At 72.5% G+C, this 15,925-nt stretch carries 14 protein-coding genes; 3 read left to right on the forward strand and 11 right to left on the reverse strand.

Translation table 11 applies throughout. The features are described from left to right. Nucleotides 1-39: 39 nt before the first annotated feature. From whiA to ACZ7DY_RS31440, 6 genes are read right to left on the reverse strand one after another with little or no spacing between them, the layout of a single operon-like run. Nucleotides 40-1,029, reverse strand: a complete 990-nt coding sequence (gene whiA, locus ACZ7DY_RS31415) for a DNA-binding protein WhiA (RefSeq protein WP_125512081.1) — start codon at nucleotides 1,027-1,029, stop codon at nucleotides 40-42. Next, nucleotides 1,020-2,042 (reverse strand): gluconeogenesis factor YvcK family protein, encoded by a 1,023-nt coding sequence (locus ACZ7DY_RS31420; RefSeq protein ID WP_471141338.1) that lies wholly within the window; start codon nucleotides 2,040-2,042, stop codon nucleotides 1,020-1,022. The genes whiA and ACZ7DY_RS31420 overlap by 10 nt, the downstream gene beginning before the upstream one ends. Next, nucleotides 2,039-2,974 (reverse strand): RNase adapter RapZ, encoded by a 936-nt coding sequence (rapZ, locus tag ACZ7DY_RS31425; protein WP_471141340.1) that lies wholly within the window; start codon nucleotides 2,972-2,974, stop codon nucleotides 2,039-2,041. Before rapZ ends, ACZ7DY_RS31420 begins: the two co-directional genes overlap by 4 nt. Beyond that, a complete protein-coding gene (gene uvrC / locus ACZ7DY_RS31430) occupies nucleotides 2,971-4,995 on the reverse strand; it encodes an excinuclease ABC subunit UvrC (RefSeq protein WP_471141343.1) in 2,025 nt (674 codons plus the stop codon). The genes rapZ and uvrC overlap by 4 nt, the downstream gene beginning before the upstream one ends. 36 nt (nucleotides 4,996-5,031) lie before the next feature. Next, nucleotides 5,032-5,658 carry a L,D-transpeptidase gene (locus ACZ7DY_RS31435; protein WP_471141346.1) on the reverse strand — a complete coding sequence of 209 codons (627 nt, stop codon included), beginning with the start codon at nucleotides 5,656-5,658 and terminating at the stop codon, nucleotides 5,032-5,034. Next, a complete protein-coding gene (locus ACZ7DY_RS31440; RefSeq protein WP_471141348.1) occupies nucleotides 5,648-6,193 on the reverse strand; it encodes a SigE family RNA polymerase sigma factor in 546 nt (181 codons plus the stop codon). The genes ACZ7DY_RS31435 and ACZ7DY_RS31440 overlap by 11 nt, the downstream gene beginning before the upstream one ends. A 125-nt stretch (nucleotides 6,194-6,318) precedes the next feature. Between ACZ7DY_RS31440 and ACZ7DY_RS31445 the strand changes: the two genes are divergently transcribed. Further along, the gene (locus ACZ7DY_RS31445; RefSeq protein ID WP_471141350.1) at nucleotides 6,319-7,266 is read left to right on the forward strand and encodes a L,D-transpeptidase; all 948 of its coding nucleotides are present in this window, start codon (nucleotides 6,319-6,321) and stop codon (nucleotides 7,264-7,266) included. Between the two features lie 50 nt (nucleotides 7,267-7,316). Here ACZ7DY_RS31445 and ACZ7DY_RS31450 read toward each other — a convergent pair whose 3' ends face one another. Together ACZ7DY_RS31450 and ACZ7DY_RS31455 are read right to left on the reverse strand one after the other, a co-directional pair. Then, complete coding sequence (locus ACZ7DY_RS31450; RefSeq protein ID WP_471141353.1) at nucleotides 7,317-8,135, reverse strand: hypothetical protein; 819 nt, start codon at nucleotides 8,133-8,135, stop codon at nucleotides 7,317-7,319. A 5-nt stretch (nucleotides 8,136-8,140) separates the two neighbouring features. Next, on the reverse strand, nucleotides 8,141-8,818 hold the full coding sequence (locus ACZ7DY_RS31455) for a papain-like cysteine protease family protein (protein ID WP_471141355.1): 678 nt from the start codon (nucleotides 8,816-8,818) through the stop codon (nucleotides 8,141-8,143). A 348-nt stretch (nucleotides 8,819-9,166) separates the two neighbouring features. On the opposite strand from ACZ7DY_RS31455, the gene ACZ7DY_RS31460 reads away from it, so the two are divergent. Beyond that, on the forward strand, nucleotides 9,167-10,072 hold the full coding sequence (locus ACZ7DY_RS31460) for a hypothetical protein (protein ID WP_471141921.1): 906 nt from the start codon (nucleotides 9,167-9,169) through the stop codon (nucleotides 10,070-10,072). A gap of 25 nt (nucleotides 10,073-10,097) precedes the next feature. Here ACZ7DY_RS31460 and ACZ7DY_RS31465 read toward each other — a convergent pair whose 3' ends face one another. Continuing rightward, on the reverse strand, nucleotides 10,098-10,526 hold the full coding sequence (locus ACZ7DY_RS31465; RefSeq protein WP_471141356.1) for a QcrA and Rieske domain-containing protein: 429 nt from the start codon (nucleotides 10,524-10,526) through the stop codon (nucleotides 10,098-10,100). Nucleotides 10,527-10,733: 207 nt separating this feature from the next. Between ACZ7DY_RS31465 and ACZ7DY_RS31470 the strand changes: the two genes are divergently transcribed. Continuing rightward, on the forward strand, nucleotides 10,734-11,648 hold the full coding sequence (locus ACZ7DY_RS31470; RefSeq protein WP_471141359.1) for a carbohydrate kinase family protein: 915 nt from the start codon (nucleotides 10,734-10,736) through the stop codon (nucleotides 11,646-11,648). Between the two features lie 57 nt (nucleotides 11,649-11,705). Here ACZ7DY_RS31470 and ACZ7DY_RS31475 read toward each other — a convergent pair whose 3' ends face one another. Continuing rightward, nucleotides 11,706-12,470, reverse strand: coding sequence for a crotonase/enoyl-CoA hydratase family protein (locus tag ACZ7DY_RS31475; protein WP_471141360.1), 765 nt, complete (start codon nucleotides 12,468-12,470; stop codon nucleotides 11,706-11,708). A gap of 181 nt (nucleotides 12,471-12,651) precedes the next feature. Then, nucleotides 12,652-15,786: an excinuclease ABC subunit UvrA gene (gene uvrA / locus ACZ7DY_RS31480; protein ID WP_471141362.1), complete on the reverse strand. Its 3,135-nt coding sequence runs from the start codon at nucleotides 15,784-15,786 to the stop codon at nucleotides 12,652-12,654. Between the last annotated feature and the right edge of the window lie 139 nt (nucleotides 15,787-15,925).

The following is a 15,925-nucleotide window of genomic DNA, read 5'->3' on the forward strand; positions in this document are numbered from 1 at the left end:
GGACACCAGCGGCTTGCGGGGCGTACGGGAGCGGCGGGGTCAGACCGCCATGTTGTCCGCGAGCTCCTCGGTCAGATTGGACTCCGTACCCGGAATGCCCAGGTCCTGGGCCCGCTTGTCGGCCATGGCGAGGAGCCGGCGGATACGGCCCGCGACGGCGTCCTTGGTCAGCGGCGGGTCGGCGAGCGCGCCGAGCTCCTCCAGGGAGGCCTGCTTGTGCTCCATGCGCAGCCGTCCGGCGGCCGCGAGGTGCTCGGGCACCTCGTCGCCGAGGATCTCCAGGGCGCGCTGCACGCGGGCGCCCGCGGCGACGGCGGCACGGGCCGAGCGGCGCAGGTTCGCGTCGTCGAAGTTGGCCAGGCGGTTGGCGGTGGCGCGGACCTCGCGGCGCATCCGCCGCTCCTCCCAGGCCAGCACCGACTCATGGGCGCCGAGGCGGGTGAGCAGGGCGCCGATCGCGTCGCCGTCGCGCACGACGACCCGGTCCACGCCGCGCACCTCGCGCGCCTTGCTCGCGATCTGCAGCCTGCGCGCGGCGCCGACCAGCGCGAGCGCGGCCTCCGGGCCCGGGCAGGTCACCTCCAGGGAGGAGGAGCGGCCGGGCTCGGTGAGCGAGCCGTGGGCGAGGAAGGCCCCGCGCCAGGCCGCCTCCGCGTCGCAGGTGGCCCCCGAGACCACCTGCGGCGGCAGGCCCCGGATGGGGCGGCCGCGGCCGTCCACGAGACCCGTCTGGCGGGCCAGCTGGTCGCCGCCCGCGACCACCCGTACGACGTAACGCGAACCGCGCCGCAGGCCGCCGGGGGCCATCACGATCAGCTCCGAGCTGTGCCCGAAGATCTCCAGGATGTCCCGCTTCAGGCGGCGTGCCGCCATCGCGGTGTCCAGCTCCGCCTCGATCACGATGCGGCCGCTCACCAGGTGAAGGCCGCCCGCGAACCGCAGGATCGCCGAGACCTCTGCTTTTCTGCAGCAGGTCCGGGTGACGGGGAGCCGGGAGATCTCGTCCTTCACCGCTGCCGTCATCGCCATGGGCCGATCCTTCCATGCATCCGAAAAATACGGTCGTACGCGGCTGCCAGGAGCTCCGGATCGTGCCTCGGAGTCCCGTCGGGCCGGGCCACCGGCGCCAGCTCGACCGTGGCGCCGAGCCGCTTGGCGGCATCGGTGAGTGACTCACGGTCGGGCACGGCGGCCTCGTCGGCCAGCACCACGTCCAGGGCGAGTTTAGGGGCGTGTCGGGCCAAAACCTCCAAATGACGCTGCGGAGAGAAGCCTTCGGTTTCTCCCGGTTGCGGCGCGAGGTTGAGCGAGAGGACCTTGCGGGCCTTCGTCTCGGTGAGCGCGTCGAGCAGTTCCGGGACGAGGAGGTGCGGGATCACCGAGGAGAACCACGAGCCGGGACCGAGCACCACCCAGTCCGCGTCCAGGACCGCGGCGACCGCCTCGGGGACGGCCGGCGGGTCGTGCGGGACGACGTGCACGGACTGGACCTCGCCCGGAGTGAGGGCCACCGTGGCCTGACCGCGGACCGTGTCCACGTCGTCCGGGCGTTCCGGGTCGTGCCCCTTGACCAGAGCCTGCAGCTCCAGGGGCACCGCCGACATGGGCAGCACCCGGCCCTGCGCGCCGAGCAGCCGGCCGACCAGGTCCAGGGCCTGGACGTGGTCGCCGAGCTGCTCCCAGAGGGCGACGATGAGCAGATTGCCGACGGCGTGCTCGTGCAGGTCGCCCTTGGACTGGAAGCGGTGCTGGATGACCCGGGACCAGGTCTGGCCCCAGTCGTCGTCGCCGCAGAGCGCCGCGAGGGCCTTGCGCAGGTCGCCGGGGGGCAGCACGCCCAGCTCGTCGCGGAGCCGGCCGCTGGAGCCGCCGTCGTCGGCGACCGTGACGACGGCGGTGAGGTCCCCGGCCCCGGTGATGCGGCGCAGCGCGGCGAGCGAGGCGGACAGGCCCATGCCCCCGCCGAGCGCGACCACCTTCGGCTGGGTGCCCCGCTTGCGGCCCAGTCGGCTCAGGCGGACGGTCCGGCGGCTGGATTTCACTCGCGCCCCATGTCCCGGTGGACGATGACGGTCTCCACGCCCTCGGACGCCAGGCGCGCCGCGAGCTTCTCCGACATGGCCACCGAGCGGTGCTTGCCGCCCGTGCAGCCGACCGCGATCGTCACGTACCGCTTGCCCTCGCGGCGGTAGCCCGCGGCGATGAGCTGGAGCAGCTCGGCGTACCGGTCGAGGAACTCCTTGGCGCCGGGCTGGTTGAAGACGTACGCCGCGACCTCCTCGTTCTGGCCGGTGTACTGGCGCAGCTCGGGGACCCAGTGCGGGTTGGGCAGGAAGCGCATGTCCACGACGAGGTCGGCGTCGACCGGCAGGCCGTACTTGAAGCCGAAGGACATGACGGTGGCCCGCAGCTCGGGCTCCTCCTCGCCGGCGAACGAGGCGTCCATCTTGGCGCGCAGCTCGTGCACGTTCAGGCTGGAGGTGTCGATGACCAGGTCGGCGTCGCCGCGCAGCTCGCGCAGGAGGTCGCGCTCGGCCGCGATGCCGTCGACGATGCGGCCGTCGCCCTGCAGCGGGTGCGGACGGCGGACCGACTCGAAGCGGCGGACCAGGGCCTCGTCGGAGGACTCCAGGAAGACGATGCGGCGCGTGACGTTCTTCGACTCCAGCTCGGCGAGGGACTCGCGGAGGTTGTCGAAGAAGCGCCGGCCGCGGACGTCGACGACGACCGCGATGCGGGCGACGTTGCCCTGCGAGCGGGCGCCGAGCTCCACCATGGTGGGGATCAGCGCGGGCGGCAGGTTGTCGACGACGAACCAGCCGAGGTCCTCCAGACACTTGGCCGCGGTGCTGCGTCCCGCGCCGGACATCCCGGAGATGATCACCAGCTCGGGGATCGCGGCGTCCGGGACTCCTGGCGTCTCGATGGGCGTGCCCGCGCTCACTTGCTCTCCACCTTCGTCGTGCTCGCTCATGTCTCTGTCCCCCGTCGTTCCTCCGAGGTGCCCGCGGTCACGGGCTCCTCTTCCTCCATGATCTCTCCGGTCGCCGTGTTCACGGCGGGTGCGGCGGGTGCCGCCCTGGCGAAGGCCACGGCGATGGCCTCGGCCGTCTTGCGGCCGACGCCCGGCACCTCGCAGATCTGGTCGATTGTCGCGGATCGCAGCTTCTTCACCGAACCGAAGTGCTTGATCAGCGTCTGCTTGCGCGCCTCCCCGAGGCCCGGCACGTCGTCCAGCGGGCCCGCCCGGAACCGCTTGGAGCGCTTGTTGCGCTGGTAGGCGATGGCGAAGCGGTGGGCTTCGTCACGTACCCGCTGAAGGAGGTACAGCCCCTCGCTGGTGCGCGGCAGGATCACCGGGTCGTCCTCGTCGGGGACCCAGACCTCCTCCAGCCGCTTGGCCAGGCCGCAGACCGCGATGTCGTCGATGCCGAGCTCGTCGAGGGCCCGCTTGGCCGCCGCGACCTGCGGCCGGCCGCCGTCCACCACGACGAGCTGCGGCGGGTACGCGAACCGCTTGGGGCGGCCGTCCTCCTCGGTCGGGCCGAGGTCGGCGACCTCGCCGGTCTCCTCGTCGACCCACTCCCCCGTCCGCTCCTTCTCGGCGAGGTAGCGCTTGAAGCGCCGGGTGATCACCTCGTGCATGGAGCGGACGTCGTCCTGGCCCTCGAAGCCCTTGATCTGGAAGCGGCGGTACTCGCTCTTGCGGGCGAGGCCGTCCTCGAAGACGACCATCGACGCCACGACGTCGTCGCCCTGGAGGTGGGAGATGTCGTAGCACTCGACGCGCAGGGGGGCGCTGTCCAGTTCCAGGGCGGCGGCGATCTCCTCCAGGGCGCGGGAGCGGGTGGTGAGGTCGGAGGCGCGCTTGGTCTTGTGCAGGACGAGGGACTGCTGGGCGTTGCGCGCGACGGTCTCCATGAGGGCCTTCTTGTCGCCGCGCTGCGGGATGCGCAGCGAGACGTTGGCGCCGCGGCGCTCGGTCAGCCACTCCTGGACCGGTTCTATCGGGTCGGGCAGGGCGGGGACGAGCACCTCCTTGGGCACGGCGTCGCCGCTCTCCTCGCCGTACAGCTGCTGGAGGGCGTGCTCGACGAGGTCGCCGCTGGTGACCGCCTCGACCTTGTCGGTGACCCAGCCGCGCTGTCCGCGCACGCGGCCGCCGCGGACGTGGAAGATCTGCACGGCGGCCTCCAGCTCGTCCTCGGCGAGGGCGATGAGGTCGGCGTCGGTGGCGTCGGCGAGGACGACGGCGCTCTTGGCCATCGCCTTCTTGAGCGCCTCGATGTCGTCCCGCAGGCGGGCCGCGCGCTCGTACTCCATCTCCTCGGCGGCCTCGGCCATCTGCCGCTCCAGGCGGCGGATGTAGGTGCCGGTGCGGCCGGCCATGAAGTCGCAGAAGTCCTCGGCCAGTTCACGGTGGACCTCGGGGGTGACGCGCTCCACGCAGGGCGCCGAGCACTTGCCGATGTACCCGAGGAGGCAGGGGCGGCCGGTGCGGGCGGCGTTCTTGAACACGCCCGCGGAGCAGGTGCGCACGGGGAAGGCGCGCAGCAGGAGGTCGACCGTGTCGCGGATGGCCCAGGCGTGGCCGTACGGGCCGAAGTAGCGCACGCCCTTCTTCTTCTGGCCGCGCATCACCTGCACGCGCGGGAACTGCTCGTTCATCGTCACCGCGAGGTACGGATAGCTCTTGTCGTCGCGGTACTTGACGTTGAACCGGGGGTCGAACTCCTTGATCCAGGAGTACTCCAGCTGCAGCGCCTCGACCTCGTTGTTGACCACGGTCCACTCGACGGAGGCGGCCGTGGTGACCATGGAGCGGGTGCGCGGGTGGAGCCCGGCCAGGTCCTGGAAGTAACTGGCCAGGCGCTGGCGCAGGCTCTTGGCCTTCCCGACGTAGATCACCCGGCGGTGCTCGTCGCGGAATTTGTAGACCCCCGGGGCGTCGGGGATCTGTCCCGGCTTGGGGCGGTAGCTGGAAGGGTCGGCCATGTCGGACAGCCTACTGGCGGGTGCTGACAGCGCGGGTCAGCGTCCGGTTCCCCCGCCGCGGACGGTGATCACGTCGCCCGGTTCCAGCCGGTCGTGGAGCGTGCGGGCGTCGGCGGTGCGCAGCCCGATCCAGCCGTGGGTGACGTCCAGGTGCCCGGGCGCCTTCTGGTTGTAGGTGAGGGCGACGACGTAGTTGGTGCCGCCGTCCGGGGTGCGCAGCTCGATGACCCACGGCAGCGTCATGTCGTAGTTGTCCAGGCCCACGGTCTGGGCGGTCATGCGCAGCTTGCGGTGGGTGGCGACGACGGTCATCCGGCCGGTCGGCGTGGGGTGTTGCGCGGTGCCCGCGGAGACGGGCAGTTCCCTGCCGCCGAGCGTCATCAGGTGCCGGGACAGGTCGACCGTGGCGGCGGGCTCGCGGGTGGCGCGGGTGGCGGCAGGTGCCGGTGTCCGGTGCGGGTGGTCGCCGTCGGAGCCGGTGAGGAGCCCGGCAACGACGGTCACGGCGACCGCAGCGGTGGCGAGGGCCCCGCCCACCACGGCGGTACGGCGCCGGCGGCCGCGCGCGACGGCGCGGCGGCGGATCTCGGCGCCCGGTACGGGAGGGGGCGTGCGGTGGTCGGCCGCGAGGTCGTGCAGCGCGGACGTCAGGTCATCGGACACGGCCACTCCCCTTCGCGCTCGGCTCGTCGCCGCCGGCGTCCCGGCCCGCGCCCTCGCCGGCCCGCTCGGCGGACAGCTGCGCGGCGAGCGCCGCACGGCCGCGCGACAGGCGGGCCTTGACGGTGCCGACGGGCGAGCCGGTCTCGGAGGCTACCTGCTCGACACTCAGGTCGCACAGGTGGTGCAGGACGACGGCGGTGCGCTGCGCCTCCGGGAGGGTGCGCAGCGCCTGTACCAGGGCGGTGTGCTCGGGGCCCGGGCCGGGGACGCGGTCGGCGGGCGGGTTCCGGCGCACCAGGTCGAGCCAGCGCCGGGCGCGCCGCCAGCGGCTCACGGCCAGGCGCATGGCGACGGTGCGGATCCATGCCTCGGGGGCCTCGTCGGCGAGGAAGCTGCGGCGGCGGTCCCAGGCGCGTACGAAGGCCTCCTGGACGACGTCCTGCGCCTCCCCGTGGTCACCGGTCAGCGCGTACAACTGGCCGACCAGACGCGGGAAGGCGGCGGCGTAGAACGCGTCGAACTCGTCCTCCGTCATGCCCCCGCGCCCCCGCCCGGCCCCGCCGGTTCACCCGATCCGAAATTTACGCACCTCGCGTGCAACCCGGCGCCCCGCCCGTGCGTACAGGTCCCGTACATCGAAACACAGCCCAGGGGGGACCCATGACCACAGGAATCACGATGAGGCGTGCCACGCGCGCGTGGGGCGTAGCGGCGCTCTGTTCGCTCGCCCTCGCGGGCTGCTCGGCGCAGGGCGGGGACGACGGGCGGGGGTCGGGGCCGAAGCCGGCGCCGACCTCGGCGGACCGTGCGTCGTCCGCGCGGCAGAAGCCCACAGAGCGGGCCGCCCCGGAGCCCGCGGCCCTCAAGGGGGCGCGGATCAACGTCTCCGATGGCCGGACGGTCGGTGTCGGCATGCCGGTGTCGCTGACCTTTGACCGCCCGGTCCCGGTGACGGAAAGGGCCGCCGTGGAGCGGCGTCTGAAGGTCGAGGCCGACCCCGGTGTGACGGGTTCGTGGAGCTGGGTCAAGGACCGCAATCTGCTCGACGGGCAGCGCGTGGACTACCGGCCCCGCGAGCCGTGGAAGCCCGGCACGAAGGTGACCGTCCGGGCTGGCGCCGGGATCACCCGGACGTTCGAGGTGGGCCGTTCGCTCGTCGCCACGGTGGACGTGCGGACCCACACCATGACGGTGGTGAAGGACGGCAGGACGCGCGAGGTGAAGGTCACCGCGGGCGCCCCGGGCATGGACACCTGGAACGGCACCATGGTCGTCCTGGACAAGCAGTCCCGGGTGCTCATGGACTCGCGGACGGTGGGCTACGGGAAGGCGTACAAGGACTACTACAACTTCGCGGTGCACCTGACGACTTCGGGCACGTACCTGCACGAGAACCCGAACGCGAACGCCACAGCGGGCGAGAGCAACGTCACGCACGGCTGCATAGGCCTGGCCACCGACGGGACCGCGCGGCGCTTCTACGAAGAGGTGATCCCCGGCGACATCGTGCGGGTCGTCGGCTCCAAGGAGACCGTGGCCACGGGCAACGGCTACGGCGACTGGAACGTCGGCTGGAAGGAGTGGCGCGGGGGCAGCGCACTGCACTGACGGGCGCGCTTCGGAGGGGCGGCCTGCGTTCCGGCCGCCCCTCCCTGGGGTCAGCCCGCCTGCCGGCGGCCGCGCCGCCGCAGGAGAGACGTCCCGAAGAGGCCGAGGGCGGCCAGGGCGCCCGCGCCGGCCAGCGACGAGGCGACCGTGACCGGGCCGTCGCCGGAGGACCGCTCCGCCTCCGTCTCGGTGTAGCCACCGGCCTTGCCCGACTTCGCGTACGCGGAGCCAGGCAGCTTGTCCCCGTACGCCTTCTGCACGCGCTTGCGGTAGGCGGCGAGCGAGGTCCCTTCCGCCCCGACCGCTCGCACCGCGTCCTTGTCGAGCGGCAGCACGCGCGCGTGCTCCTCGTCCTGGACGTACCAGGCGTTGATCTGCGGCTCGTGGAAGACGGTGCCCCGGGAGACCTTGCGCGCGCCCACGCGCGCGTAGTGGGTCTCGTCGTCCCCGGTGGCGATGTTCACGACCTGCCAGGACCCGCCCCGCCGAACGGTCCAGAGGGAGGCCTCCTGGCCGTCGGAGGAGACCGCCTTGCTGGCGAGGAACTCCAGGCGGGCGACGGGCGCGCCCTTCTTGCCCGCGACGAAGTCCGGGGACAGGTAGTAGACGGGCACGGTCCCGCCCTCGATGCGCGGGTCGGCCGCGTCCCTGGTGATCGCCTTGTCCCGCGCGAAGAAGCGGGAGAGCGTGTCGAGGCTGCCGGGTGCCTCGGCGGCCCGGTGCGCCGCGGCGCGGGCGGCCGGAGAGGGTGCCGCGGGTCCTGAGTCGGCGGAGGCCGCCGGGGCCACGGCCCCGAGGAACAGGGTGGCCGCCGCACCCGCGAGCACGGCACCGGCCAGGTGACGGTGGCGTGGAAGGTGACGGGTCATCGCTCTCACGCCCCGATCCGGTAGAGCGAGTGGGTCCAGGAGAAGGTGTCGTTGTCGACGTACCAGGCGTGCGAGGCCCAGTTGTAGCGGTCGTTGGAGGGCCACGGGTCGCCCCAGTAGACCCAGCTGTTCGCGTCGTCGTAGCCGTACAGGACGTGCATGTGGCCGCCGCCGTTGGACCACTGGATGCGGGTCTCGACCGGGCGGCCCGCGTCGATCTCGGTCTTCACGGTCGGGTAGCGCAGCCAGCCGGTGACGTACGAGCCGGGGTTGATGCCCGCCCAGCGCAGGCCGCTCTGCACATTGCCGAGCGTGGCCTGGTTGTTGGGGCACTCGGTGTTCTGGCTGCGGCCGAAGGCCGCGTTGCAGAACTGGTTCTGGCTGTAGTTGCGGCCCAGGAAGGTCGCGATGGTGTTGCCGCCCGCGGCCCAGCACCAGTTGGTCTTCTGCTGGGACTGCATGGTGATGTTGAGCCGCTTGGCGGCGAGGACGGACGGGTCGGCGGCGGTGGTGCCGTGTGCCGTGCGGGCCTCGGGCGCGGCCGACACGGCGGGGGCGGGGCTGAGCGGAGCTGCCGTGGCCGTGGCCACGGGTGCGGCGAAGAGGGCCGCGGCGACGACGGCGAGAGCGGAGAGGCATCTCCGTCTGCCGGTGCCGCTGCTCCTGATGTGGGGTTCGCGCATGGCGATCCTCCCGTGCGGGGTGGGGTGTGGAGGAGCGCGTCCGGACGCTGCGATTGAGCATCGAGTGTTGTCGGGTGCAGGTCAACACGCTTCAATGCGGAATTACTTGGGCCGTGAACGGCGGCGTACGGATGTGAACATCGCCCGTGCGCCCACCTGGCAGCCCGCCCCCACCGGCGCGAACGCCGGAACGGCAGAAGTGAACGTTCACAGAAGGAGTCCGCCTTGCGGCACGTCACACGGCTCGCGGACGAGCACAACGACCGGCTCCCCGAGCACGCAGCGATCCGGGAACACCAGGCGCACCCGCCCCCCGAGGCGGCCGGGGAGCACGAGTCGCCGGCGGACCTGGAGGCCGCCCTGCGCACCGGCCCGTTCCACCTCGCGCTGCGCACCGCGATCGCCGCGCGCCGCCTCCCCCTGCACCGCATACGTCACCATCTGGTCCGGCACGGCGTCAACGTCGGCGTGACGAGCCTCAGTTACTGGCAGCAGGGCGCCCGGCGCCCCCAGCGCGCCGAGTCCCTGCGCGCCGTACGCGCCCTGGAGGAGATCCTTCAGCTCCCGGAGGAGTCGCTGATCCGGCTGCTCGTCACGCCGGCCGAGCGCGCCGACCGGGCGCGGCCCGCCGCCCGCTCGTACCGCTCCCTGGTGGAGGCCTCCGACGTGCTGCGCTCGCTCCTCGCCGAACTCGGCTCACCGGTCGACGGCGGGCTGCACACCATCGGCCACCACGAGCGGGTGCGGATCGGCGCGCACCGCGAGATGGCGGGCCGCGAGTCGCAGCACGTCGTGCGCGCCCACCGCGACGGCGTGGACCGCTACGTGGCCATCCACCACGGCGACCCCGGCTGCGCCCCCGACCGCGTCCGCGTCCGCGCGCTGGAGAACTGCCGCACGGGCCGCGTGCGGTGGCACCAGGGGACGGGGGTGCTCGTCGCCGAGCTGCTCTTCGACGCGCGCCTGCGCGCGGGCGACACCCACCTCTTCGGCTACGGCTTCGAGGACGGCACGGCCGGGACGGCCACCGAGTACATGCGCGGTTTCACCTACGCGGGCGGCCAGTACGCGCTGCAGATCCGCTTCGACGAGGCGGCCCTGCCCGTACGCTGCCACCGCTTCGCCCAGCACTCGGCGGCCGCCCCGCGCGGTGGCCGGCAGGAGCTGACGCTGAGCGGCAGCCACCGCTCCGTGCACCTGGTCGAGCCGCAGGTGCGGGCGGGCATCCTGGGGATCGCCTGGGACTGGGAGTGAGCGGGAACCCCGGCTTCCCGGCCTGCTAGGCCTTCTTCTCCGGGCCCGCGACGATCTTGCCGTTCGCCACCTTCACCGGGAGTTCGGCGAGCGGCTCGACGGCCGGCTCGTGCAGCACCTTGCCGTTGGTGGCGTCGAACTGACTGCCGTGGCACTGGCAGACCAGTTTGTGCCCCTCCAGATGGTTGATGGGGCAGCGCGCGTGGGTGCAGATCGTGCTGAACGCCTTGTACTCGTCGTCGGAGATCCGGCTCACGACGACGTTCTGGTCCTTGTACAGCTTCGAGGCGCCCACCTTCACCTCGTCGGACGCGCCGAGCTCCACCGGTGCGGTCGGCGCCGACCGGTTCGACCCGTCGCCGTCCGACGAACACGCGGTGAGCCCGAGCCCGACGGCCGGGGCGAGAGCGGCGGCCCGCAGCACGGTGCGGCGGGCGTGAGGCGTACCGGACATGGCGTCTCCACAGGTGCGGGGCAGGGGCGTCGGTGACGGATCAGACCCTACCGGTGCGCGGCCCTCGGACCGGGTCGGGCACGAGCGCGCCCGAGTACTGCCCGATTCCGTCCGCCGCCCTGCCCACGGCCTAGCCTGGGCGGGGCGCCGCGCCCGCGTGCCGCGGTGCCCCGAGCCGGACCAGGAACCGCCCGAGAGGAACCGCCCGTGATAGTCGTCGCAGGAGAGGCCCTGATCGACCTCGTGCCGCAGGGCCCGGACGGCGCCGCCGGGCTGCCCCCGCTCGCGCCGCGCCTCGGCGGCGGCCCGTACAACACGGCGGTCGCGCTCGGCCGGCTCGGCTCCCCCGTCGCCTTCTGCTCGCGCGTCTCCCGGGACGCGTTCGGTGAGGCGCTGCTGGACGGGTTGCGAGCGGCCGGTGTCGACGTGTCGCCGGTGCAGCGGGGCCCCGAGCCGACGACGCTCGCGGTCGCCTCGATCGGCGCGGACGGCTCGGCCGGGTACTCCTTCTACGTCGAGGGCACGGCCGACCGCCTCTTCGCCGTCCCCGACCGGCTTCCCGAGGGCGTGCGCGCGATGTCGTTCGGCACCTGCTCGCTCGTCCTGGAGCCGGGCGCGAGCGCGTACGAGGAGCTGCTGCGCGGCGCGGCGGCGCGCGGCGTCTTCACCACGCTCGACCCGAACGTACGGGCCGGACTCATCCCGGACGCGGACGCCTACCGGGACCGGTTCACGAGCTGGCTGCCGTCGGTCTCGCTGCTCAAGCTGTCGCGGGAGGACGCCGACTGGCTGGGCGGCACCCCGCGGGAGTGGCTCGCCGCGGGGCCGGAGGCCGTGGTGGTCACCGACGGCGGGGCCGGCCTGAGGCTGTACACGCGCGGCGGCACGGAGCTGAGGGTGGCGGGCGAGCGGGTCGACGTGGTGGACACCATCGGCGCGGGCGACACGGTCAACGCGGCACTCCTGCACGGCCTTGGCGCACGGGACGCGCTGTCACCACGGGCGCTGGCCGCGCTGGACACCGATACCTGGACACAGGTCCTGCGATTCGCAACACGCGCGGCGGCCCTGACCTGCTCGCGCGCGGGCGCGGAGCCGCCGTATGCGGCTGAACTGGCCTAGACGGGCCGGGGCCGGGCGCCCGTGGCAGTGGGGTGGACGGGCGGCCCGCGTGTCGCTTCAGCGGTCCTTGAATGCGCCGTGGCGGCCCGCTCCGGCGACGAAGCGGGACGCGCCCTCGGCTGCTTCGGCCAGGGATCGCATTCCGTGGCGCAACTCGACCACCATCGCCTCCCGTTCGGGCAAGCCGCCCTGTTCGAGCAGGGCGAGGCGGTCGTGGCGCAGGCAGGTCTGCGGGAACGCGGCGATCTCGGCGGCGAGCCGTTCGGCGGCGGCGCGGGAGGTGCCGGTCGGCACTGTGCGGTTGACGAGGCCCATGCCGAGCGCCTCCGCCGCGCCCACCGGGCGGCCGGTCAGGATCAGGTCCAGGGCGCGGCCCTCACCGATCAGCCGGGGCAGCCGCACCGTCCCGCCGTCGATCAGCGGGACGCCCCAGCGGCGGCAGAAGACGCCGAGGACCGCGTCCTCCTCGGCGACGCGCAGGTCGCACCAGAGGGCGAGTTCGAGGCCGCCCGCGACGGCGTGGCCGGAGATCGCCGCGATCACCGGCTTGGAGAGCCGCATCCGGGTGGGGCCCATGGGACCGTCCCCGTCCTCGGTCACCGCGTTGCCGTCGGGGGTGCCGATGGCCTTGAGGTCCGCTCCCGCGCAGAAGGTGCCGCCCGCGCCCCACAGGACGGCGACGGCGGCGTCGGGGTCGGCGTCGAAGGCGCGGAAGGCGTCGGCGAGAGCGCGGGCGGTGGGCCCGTCGACGGCGTTCCGCGCGGCGGGGCGGGACAGCACGATGGTGGTGACGGGGCCTGCGCGTTCGCTGCGTACGGGCATGGGAGAAGCCGACCACGCCGACGGGGCGGCGGGCAAGGGGCGTTCGGGTCGCCGCCGCGGCCCCCGGAGCCGCCCCTCGCGTACGGCGAAGCGCCCCGCCCCCGGTGAGGGACGGGGCGCTTCCGGGCAGCGCGCCGGGCTCCGAGCCGGGCTCCGGACCGGGTGTCGGCGACGGTGGCCGTCAGGCCTTGCGGGTCCGCGCCGTCTTCTTGGCGGCGGCCTTCTTGGTGGTCGTGGCCTTAGTAGCCGCGGTCTTCTTGGTGGCCGCGGCCTTGGTGGCCGCGGTCTTCGCCGACGCCGTCTTCTTCGTGGCCGCGGCCTTCTTGGCCGGGGCGTCCGTCCTGGCCGTCGCCGTCCGCCGCGTGGCGGTGGCGCTCGCCGCCACCGTCTTCTCGGCGGTCTTCCGCGCGGCGGTCTTCCTGGCCGGGGCCTTCTTGGCGGGCCGCCCCCGCGAGGTGCCCGCGTCGCTGATCCGGTCCGCCGAGATGATCTCCCGGAGGAACTTGCCGGTGTGGCTCGCCGGCACCCCGGCGACCTCCTCCGGCGTGCCCTCGGCGATGACCAGACCGCCGCCGTTGCCCCCCTCGGGGCCCATGTCGACGACCCAGTCCGCGGTCTTGATCACGTCGAGGTTGTGCTCGATGACGATGACCGTGTTGCCCTTGTCGACCAGGCCGGAGAGGACCGTGATCAGCTTGCTGATGTCCTCGAAGTGCAGACCGGTGGTCGGCTCGTCCAGGACGTACACGGTCCGGCCCGTGGAGCGCTTCTGCAGCTCGGAGGCGAGCTTCACGCGCTGGGCCTCGCCTCCGGAGAGCGTGGGCGCCGACTGGCCGAGGCGCACGTACCCTAGGCCGACGTCGTTGAGCGTCCGCAGGTGGCGGGCGATGGCGGGCACCGCCTCGAAGAAGTCGAGCGCCTCCTCGATCGGCATGTCCAGGACCTCGGCGATGGACTTGCCCTTGTAGTGGACGTCCAGCGTCTCGCGGTTGTACCGCGCGCCGTGGCAGACCTCGCACGGGACGTACACGTCCGGGAGGAAGTTCATCTCGATCTTGATGGTGCCGTCACCGGAGCAGTTCTCGCAGCGGCCGCCCTTGACGTTGAAGGAGAAGCGGCCGGGGAGGTAACCCCGGACCTTCGCCTCCGTCGTCTCCGCGAAGAGTCGGCGGACGTGGTCGAAGACTCCGGTGTACGTCGCGGGGTTCGAGCGGGGGGTGCGGCCGATGGGCGACTGGTCGACGTGCACGACCTTGTCGACCTGGTCGTCGCCGTCCACGCGCGTGTGCCGGCCGGGGACGGACCTGGCGCCGTTCAGCTCGCGGGCCAGGTGGGTGTAGAGGATGTCGTTGACCAGGGTCGACTTGCCCGATCCCGAGACGCCCGTGACCGCCGTGAGGACGCCGAGCGGGAAGGAGACGTCGATGTCCTGGAGGTTGTTCTCGCGGGCGCCGTGCACGGTGAGCCGGCGGGACGGGTCGGTGGGGCGGCGCACGTCGGGGACGGGGATGGACCGCTTGCCCGAGAGGTACTGGCCGGTGATCGACTTGTCGTTGGCGAGCAGCTCCTTCATGGAGCCGCTGTGCACGACCTTGCCGCCGTGCTCGCCCGCGCCGGGGCCGATGTCGACGACCCAGTCGGCGACCTTGATGGTGTCCTCGTCGTGCTCGACGACGATGAGCGTGTTGCCCATGTCGCGCAGGCGGACGAGGGTCTCGATCAGGCGGTGGTTGTCGCGCTGGTGGAGGCCGATGGAGGGCTCGTCCAGGACGTAGAGCACGCCGACCAGGCCGGAGCCGATCTGAGTGGCGAGGCGGATGCGCTGGGCCTCGCCTCCGGAGAGGGTGCCCGCGGCGCGGTTCAGCGAGAGGTAGTCCAGGCCGACGTCGACCAGGAACCGCAGCCTTTCGTTGACCTCCTTGAGGACGCGCTCGGCGATCTTCTTGTCGCGGGCGCCCAGCTTCAGCTGGGCGAGGAAGTCCGCGCAGTCGCTGATGGACATCGCGGAGACCTCGGCGATGGACTTCCCCATGACGGAGACGGCCAGCACGATCGGCTTCAGGCGGGTGCCCTCACAGGTGGGGCAGGGCACCTCGCGCATGTAGCCCTCGAAGCGCTCGCGGCTGGCGTCGCTCTCGGCCTCGCTGTGGCGCCGCTTGACGAAGGGGACGGCGCCCTCGAAGGCGGTGGTGTAGACCCGCTCGCGGCCGTAGCGGTTGCGGTAGCGGACCTCGATCTGGGTCTTGTGGCCGTTGAGCAGGGCCTTCTTGGCGCGCTGCGGCAGTCCGGCCCAGGGCATGTCGGTGGCGAAGCCGAGGGCGTCGGCGAGGGCTCCCACGAGCCGGCCGAAGTACTCCTTGGTGTGGCCGTGCGACCAGGGGTGGATGGCGCCCTCGTCGAGCGACTTGTCCTCGTCCGGGACGATCAGCTCGGGGTCGACCTCCATGCGCGTGCCGATGCCGGTGCAGTCCGGGCAGGCGCCGAAGGGCGAGTTGAAGGAGAAGGAGCGGGGCTCCAGCTCCTCGAAGGAGAGGTCGTCGTACGGGCAGTAGAGGTGCTCCGAGTACATGCGCTCGCGCTCGGGGTCGTCCTCGGCGAGGTCGACGAAGTCGAGCACGACCATGCCGCCGGAGAGGCCGAGGGCGGTCTCCACCGAGTCGGTCAGGCGGCGCTTGGCGGAGTCCTTCACCGTGAGGCGGTCGACGACCACCTCGATGGTGTGCTTCTCCTGCTTCTTGAGCGTGGGCGGCTCGGAGAGCTGGATGGTCTGGCCGTCGACCCGCGCGCGGGAGTACCCCTTGGTCTGGAGGTCGGCGAAGAGGTCGACGAACTCGCCCTTGCGCTCGCGCACCAGCGGCGACAGGACCTGGAAGCGGCTGCCCTCGGGCAGCTCAAGGACCTTGTCGACGATGGCCTGCGGCGACTGGCGGGAGATGGGGCGGCCGCACTCGGGGCAGTGCGGCTTGCCGATGCGCGCGAAGAGCAGGCGCAGGTAGTCGTAGACCTCGGTGATGGTGCCGACCGTGGAGCGCGGGTTGCGCGAGGTCGACTTCTGGTCGATGGAGACGGCGGGCGAGAGGCCCTCGATGAAGTCGACGTCGGGCTTGTCCATCTGGCCGAGGAACTGCCGGGCGTACGAGGAGAGGGACTCCACGTACCGCCGCTGGCCCTCGGCGAAGATCGTGTCGAACGCGAGCGAGGACTTGCCCGACCCGGAGAGTCCGGTGAAGACGATGAGGGAGTCACGCGGGAGGTCGAGCGAGACGTTCTTGAGATTGTGCTCGCGCGCGCCACGGACGATGAGACGGTCGGCCACGCCGGTCCGCACCTTTCTTGAGAGAAGAGACAGGGGGCGAAACCCCCGTCATTCACAGACTAGGGCGAGCCACTGACAACGCCGGGCCGCTTCCCTGGTTCCACCTGCACAACAAACCCGGACCTTCAAGAATGCCCGA

It is taken from the genome of Streptomyces sp. NPDC037013 (assembly GCF_055607265.1).